At 61.2% G+C, this 6231-nt stretch carries 7 protein-coding genes; 2 read left to right on the top strand and 5 right to left on the bottom strand.

All coding sequences use genetic code 11. The annotated features are described in order from the left end of the window. Positions 1 to 217 precede the first annotated feature (217 nt). Complete coding sequence (locus RCH91_RS04985) at positions 218 to 715, top strand: hypothetical protein (RefSeq protein ID WP_306533457.1); 498 nt, start codon at positions 218 to 220, stop codon at positions 713 to 715. Between the two features lie 81 nt (positions 716 to 796). Further along, entirely contained in the window at positions 797 to 1753 is a 957-nt protein-coding gene (locus RCH91_RS04980; protein ID WP_306533456.1) for a rhomboid family intramembrane serine protease, read from the top strand. A gap of 66 nt (positions 1754 to 1819) precedes the next feature. On the opposite strand, the gene RCH91_RS04975 is transcribed toward RCH91_RS04980, so the two are convergent. From RCH91_RS04975 to RCH91_RS04955, 5 genes are all read right to left on the bottom strand, one after another. Beyond that, positions 1820 to 3271, bottom strand: a complete 1452-nt coding sequence (locus RCH91_RS04975; RefSeq protein ID WP_306533454.1) for an ammonia-forming cytochrome c nitrite reductase subunit c552 — start codon at positions 3269 to 3271, stop codon at positions 1820 to 1822. 71 nt (positions 3272 to 3342) lie between these two features. Then, complete coding sequence (locus tag RCH91_RS04970; protein ID WP_306533452.1) at positions 3343 to 4074, bottom strand: amino acid ABC transporter ATP-binding protein; 732 nt, start codon at positions 4072 to 4074, stop codon at positions 3343 to 3345. Between the two features lie 2 nt (positions 4075 to 4076). Then, positions 4077 to 4865, bottom strand: a complete 789-nt coding sequence (locus tag RCH91_RS04965; RefSeq protein WP_306533451.1) for an amino acid ABC transporter permease — start codon at positions 4863 to 4865, stop codon at positions 4077 to 4079. Positions 4866 to 4871: 6 nt separating this feature from the next. After that, a complete protein-coding gene (locus tag RCH91_RS04960; RefSeq protein ID WP_306533450.1) occupies positions 4872 to 5684 on the bottom strand; it encodes a transporter substrate-binding domain-containing protein in 813 nt (270 codons plus the stop codon). A 102-nt stretch (positions 5685 to 5786) separates the two neighbouring features. Then, positions 5787 to 5954: a hypothetical protein gene (locus RCH91_RS04955; RefSeq protein ID WP_306533449.1), complete on the bottom strand. Its 168-nt coding sequence runs from the start codon at positions 5952 to 5954 to the stop codon at positions 5787 to 5789. Positions 5955 to 6231: the final 277 nt, after the last annotated feature.

Below are 6231 nucleotides of genomic sequence, written 5' to 3'. Positions count from 1 at the left end.
AACGAGAAAGTTCATGAGGTGCATTGAAGGGCTATCGAGGGGGAGGAGTCACCCAATAAAGACGAAGTCTTTCACGGGCCAGGTTCTCTTCATAGATAGTGTCGGAAGGACGGAGCGGACGTAGTTGATTTGTTGTATGCGGTTGAGGTCTGACCCTTCGGGGGGGTCGCACGCCGAATCGTCAGGTCGCCAATCCACTTTGAGAAAGGAATCAATCATGGCTAAGCAAGAAACTTTCAGCGTCGACGAATGGGCACTGCTGCGCCTGGCGCCCTTGCTCGTCGCCGGCGGCATGGGTGCCGCTGATCCGTCCGGGTTGTTCGCATCGATCAAGGAGGCGGCGAGCAGCGCAATGGGCATGGCCGAGGCCTTCAGGGCCAACAGCAGTCTGGAGCTGTTTGCCGCGCTCGGCGCCGACCGCAGCATGCCCGACATGCCTGACACCAAGCAGCTTCTCGGCGAAGGTTCCCGCGAGCAACAGATTCAAAACTTCAAGGCAGCTGTTCTCGAGCGCATCAAGGCTGCGGTGAGCCTGGTCAGCGCGAAGGGTACGCCCGCCGAGGCCGACGCCTACAAGAAAATGCTTGTGGACGTGGCAGAAAGGGCTGCGAATGCCTCGAAGGAGGGCGGCTTTCTTGGTTTCGGCGGGGTGCGTGTGAGCGACAAGGAGCATGCCTTTATTGCCGAAGTGAAGCAGGCTGTGGGTATCGCCTGAGAGTCTGTTCGGCGTGATCCGCTGACGATATTTTTCCCCCACGGGTCGCAATTCCGCTCCGCAATGATTAGACTTTCATTCATGGAGTTTGAGACATCACCTATCACGCCCCGCGAGGAGTTGTGGCTCCCCGTTTCGCCCCACCCCGGCCACAGCCGGAACCCGGGCGCCCTGGAAGGGGGGACGGCTCATCTCTGGGCGCTGGTCCTGGAAGCCCGGTACGTCCCCTGCCGCATCGTCCAGGGCGATGACGGCTGGCACCTGGTGGTGCCGGCGTCAGCCTACGACCGGGCCCTGGATGAGTTGCGCCTCTTCGAAGAGGAAAACCGCAACTGGCCCCCGCCGGCACCGCTGGTGCGGACCATGAACGGGAATGCCCTGACAACCCTGTCGGTCCTCATTCTGCTGTCCACCTTTCACAACCTCACCCAGCTCGACGTTATTCTTCCCGGTTATCCACCGGTCGACTGGTTCACCCTCGGCAGCGCCGACGCCGAAAAGATGGTGGATGGCCAGTGGTGGCGCGCAGCCACCGCCCTCACTCTCCATGCGAATGTACAGCATCTCCTGAGCAACCTGGCGATCGGTGGGGTGCTCGCCATCCTTCTCTGTCGCGAAATCGGTTCGGGGCTCGCCTGGAGCCTCATCCTTGGCTCGGGAATCCTCGGAAACCTCGTCAACGCATCCCTTCACACGTCTAACCACATTTCGGTCGGTGCTTCCACCGCGGTATTCGGCGCAATCGGCATCCTCGCTTCAAGCAGCGTGGTGCGCCATCGACATCATCTGCAGAGACGATGGCCTCTCCCGGTGGCAGCCGGTCTGGCCCTGCTGGCGGTTCTGGGAACAGCAGGCGAACACACCGACCTGGGTGCGCACCTGTTTGGATTTCTGTGGGGGATAGTGCTTGGCGCTGTAGCGGAACATCTTGTCGGCAGGTTCGGGCGACCCGGTCCGGCGCTCAATGGGCTGCTGGCCATTGCCAGCGCCGCGGGGGTGGTGTTCTCCTGGTGGCTGGCGGTTGCTTCTGCTCCGTAGAAAACGAGCACGTTCCAGAGTTCATTCCGGCGGGTTCCTTCCCTGCTCCATTTCACCTTGAGACCGTCACTTGTCCGCCAGAGGGTCCTTGATCTGAAGTTCCGGCTTGAACATGAGCTTCTTTTGCCCGCGTTTGTCCAGGTATTTCGCCAGCTTGAGATCTATCTTCTTCGGTACCGTTACCCCTGCCTTGGCCAGGGCCTGCCGCAGGAGCGCGTCGGCCTTGGCAGCATTGCTGGCGGCGTCGTTGAGGATTCTCATGGCCTCGGCGGGGTTGTGGAAGCCGACCGAGTTCTCGGCGCCTATGAAGACCACCCGGTAGAAGGCCTCCAGGTAATGATGCTTTGCCTGGTCGTAAAGGGTTTTGTCGATCTGCTTGCCGGCGGCCTGTTTCCCGTGGGTCAGCTCGAAGAGCTTGGCCACGGTGGCGGTGGCGTAGCCGGCCCGGATGAACCCTGAGATGGTCCGGTCCTGGATGGCGTAGACCTGCTTGCGGAGCCACTCCTTGGATGCGATGTGACACTGCTCACAGGCCTTCAGATCGTTTTTGAGGGGGCTCGTGATACGGTGGTCTGAGATCTTCCGGGTTCCAACCGTGACAAAGGGCATATGGCAGTCGCTGCACGCCACCCGGACCCTCCAGTGGACACTGTTGTTGGAGAAGAACTCGAATTCGGGATGGCGAATGAACCCCATTTGGAAGCCAGTCACGCTCTGCGTCCACTCACCGTTGGCAGGGTCGCTGCGAATCTTCTTGATGATATTCTCGACGGTGATGTTCCCCCACCTGCTCCCCTGCCACGGAAAGAATATACCCACTGATTTCATCTCCTTGTCCTTCGGGATGCTGTAGGTGACGTGGCACTGGGCGCAGACGAGGCTCCGCATCTCCTGGCGGATCAGCTTCCCCCGCTCCACCCCCATCTCCTTGAGGGCTGCCCCCAGCGTGAACTCCCGGGAGATCTTCAGGGACATGTCCCTGTTGTCGTGGCAGTCGCTGCAGGTAACCCCCAGGGTCCTGTGCTGTCCAGGAATCCTGGCGAGCACCTCCTTGAACGGTTTCCCGTAGTAGTCCTCCCCCATCTCCTTCTGCAGCTTCGGCGCATAGGGGGTCTTGCAGGTGAGGCAGACACCGCCGGCCTTGACTCTGGTCACGTCGATCTCCAGCTGGTCGCGCACCATATTGGCGTGCCCCTTGGGTTCGTTGTACTCGACACCCACGCCCCAGCCATTGAAGAGGAGCGCCAGAAAGGGGAATTCGGAGAGCTTGTCGTAGGTGATCCGGTCAGCGTCGAAACCCCGCTTGTACTTGCTCTTTCCCGGCTGCTCCGGCTGCTCGGTCTTTTTCCACATCTCGTATTGGGTGGGATAGGCCCTGCCCCAGACGGTGGGGTCTATTTCGCTGACGGGAATCCGGACCGTCTTCATCGCTTCCGCCTTCGGGGGGGAGGAGCCTGTCAGGAAGGCAACCGCAACAACGGCACAGATGATTGTTCTTACGTAATGGTTACGTTTCATCCCGACGCCTCCTGGGATTCATTGTATCATCCTGCCGACGAACCGCGAGCCAGTGACTGGCGCCAGGTGTCTCAGTACTTCAGTATCTTCGCCAGAAAATTCCGCAACTTCCCGCTCCGCGGGTTCCCGAACAGTTCCACCGCCGGACCCTCTTCGGCCACGACGCCGTCGCAGACAAAGAGGGTCCGGTCGGCGACGCTCCGGGCGAAGCCCATGTGATGGGTGGCCATGATGATGTCTCGCCCCTCGCTCCGCAGCTCCATGATGATGTCCAGGACTTCGGCCGTCATCTCCGGGTCCAGGGCCGAGGTGGGTTCGTCCAGGAGGAGGAATCGGGGGCGGATGGCCATGGCGCGGGCGATGGCCACCCGCTGCTGCTGCCCGCCGGAGAGTTGCGCCGGCTTTTTCCGGCCGTGGGGGGCCAGCTGGAACCGCTCGAGAAGGGCTTGGGCCTGGTCTGTTGCCTCGGCCCGGGGAATGTTGTGGACCTTTTCCAGGGGGAGGGTGATGTTCTCCAGGGCCGAGAGGTGGGGGAAGAGGTTGTAGGCCTGGAAGACCGTGCCGATCCGCCGCCGATGGGCCAGGAGGCTCTCCTCATCGAAGCCGATCCGTTCGCCGTCGATCTCAAGTTCCCCCTCGTCCGGCGCCATGAGCCCGCCGATCACCCGCAGGAGCGTTGTCTTCCCCCCGCCCGAGGGGCCGATCACCGCCAGTGCCTTGAATTCCGGCAGCTCCAGGGAGATGTCGTCCAGGGCCGTCTGGCTTCCGAACCGCTTGGTTATTCCCTCCAGTCTCAGCTGCATGGCTACCTTTCGTACCGGTACTTCTTTTCCAGTTGCCGGGAGAGAAGGGAGATGGGAAGGGTGAGGACCAGATACCCCACCGCCAGTGGCAGGTAGCTTTCGAGGGTGCTGTAGGTGAAGGCGTTCACCTCCTGGGCGTTGAGGGTGAACTCGCTCACGGCGATGATGGAGAGGAGCGAGGAATCCTTGATGAGCGAGGCGAACTGCCCGGCCAGGGGAGGGAGGGTCTGCCGGAACGCCTGGGGGAAGACCACGTAGCGGTAGATCTGGGCGCGGGTGAGGCCGATGGCCCGGCCCGACTCCAGTTGCGATTCCCCCACGCTCTCGATGCCGGCCCGGATGATTTCCGAGATGTAGGCGCCGGCGAAGAGGGACAGGGTGATGACCCCCACGGCGTAGCGGTCTCCCACGCCGAAGGCGTCGGCCACCACGTAGAAGAAGACGAGGATCTGGACCAGAAGGGGCGTTCCCCGGATTCCTTCGATGTAGAGTTTGCTCAGATACCGCAGTGGCAGGAAGCGGCTCCGCTGGGCCAGGGCCGTGCAGAGGCCGATCAGAAGGCTCATGAGGAGGGCCGCTGCCGAGATGGCGAGGGTCATGAGCCACCCCTTGACGAACTTGACCCGATAGGCGTAGACCGATTCCCACCCCCAGTGGTACTGGAGGGAATGGAAGGCGTAGGCGAAAACGAGCGTCACCAGGAGAAAGGCGCTGAGGATGCCGACGAAACGGGCCGGGAGGGGGATGGCGCTTCCCTCCCGGCTGTCATGGGGTGCGAAGAGGAGATTCATCGGCCGTCAGAGATAGAACGGATAGCCCAGCTTCTTGAACGCCTCCTTCTGCTCCTTCAGATACTGGTCGCCCAGCTTTTCGAAGCCCCCCTTCTTGCGGAAATAAGCCAGGAAGGCGTTGACTTTCTTCCTGAGATCGCCGTTCCCCTTGCGGATCCCCACTGCCCACGACTCCTTCTGGAACGGCTCCAGGATGGCGCGGGTGGTGGCCTGGTTCTTCTGCCAGTTCTGGTAGGTGGACATCTGATCGTAGATAAAGGCATCGGCCTTCCCCTGCACCACCTCAAGGACGGCGGCTGCCTCCTTGTCGAGCACGAGCACCTTCGCCTTCTTCAGGTTTTTCCCGGCCCAGGCGTGGCCCGTGGTCCCCTTCTTGACCGCCACGGAGCGCCCCGGCTGGTCCAGATCTTTTATCCCCTTGACTGGCGAGTCTTTCTGAACCAGGAGACAGAGCCCCGTGCTCAGGTAGGGGTCGGAGAAGTCGATGGATTTGGCCCGCTCCGCGTTGGCGGTCATGGACGAGATTATCAGGTCGATCTTGCCGGTCTTCAAGGCCGGGATGAGTCCGTCAAAAGCCATGTTCTGGATGACGATCTTCTTCCCCAGGAATCTGCCGAGTTCATTGGCCAGGTCGACGCTGACGCCGGTGGGCCTGCCGGCCGTGTCGGTCATCTCGAAGGGGGGATAGGCCAGCTCCATGCCGACGACCAGGGTGTCCTTGCTGGTGGCGTGGGCCGTGGAGATGGTGAGGGCGAGGGCAACGAGGAGGCCCAGAAGCCGTCCTCCTGTCCGGGAGAGAAGGTTAAGCGCGAGGTCCATAAAATCCTCCGTTAGAACTTGAATGGCAGCCTGTTCAAAAAAAGCGGCCCGCACATCAGGTCACGGGCCGCACGCAGGGCTTTCATGGTGATGCACGGTTGATTACTTGAGGGGGACGGGGTTGCAGACGTTGTCGGGGGAGTTGGCCAGGGCGCCGCAGTTGCCACACTTGACGGTGGGCGATGCGGAGAGGCTAGCCACCTCGTCGCTGCATCCCTCGGCCTTGAGGGCACACATGTGCATTTTGTGGGACGTGATGTCGCATGCCATTTGCGAGTTCCTCCTTCATGATTGATTACAACGGTGTAAGTCTAGCGCGGTGCGGCATCCTGTCAAGGAATCGGATTATTGGTGTTGCTGCCGGTGGACGGAGCAGGGTTCCTCCGGTATCATGTGGGTAACTTTGTCAATACAGAGGGAGCCACTACGCCATCCATGAGAAACTGTCAATCCGCTACACCTTTAGCCGCGCGGACTCGTGCGTATTGACATGCTTCCGCGGGGGGTGGTATTAGAGCTACTTCGTGAAGTACTTGTGTGAACGACG

The organism is Geobacter sp. (genome assembly GCF_030834625.1).
Classification (GTDB): Bacteria; Desulfobacterota; Desulfuromonadia; order Geobacterales; family Geobacteraceae; genus Geobacter.
Note: the sequence above shows the minus strand (reverse complement) of the source record. Positions and strands in the feature narration are given on the sequence as shown.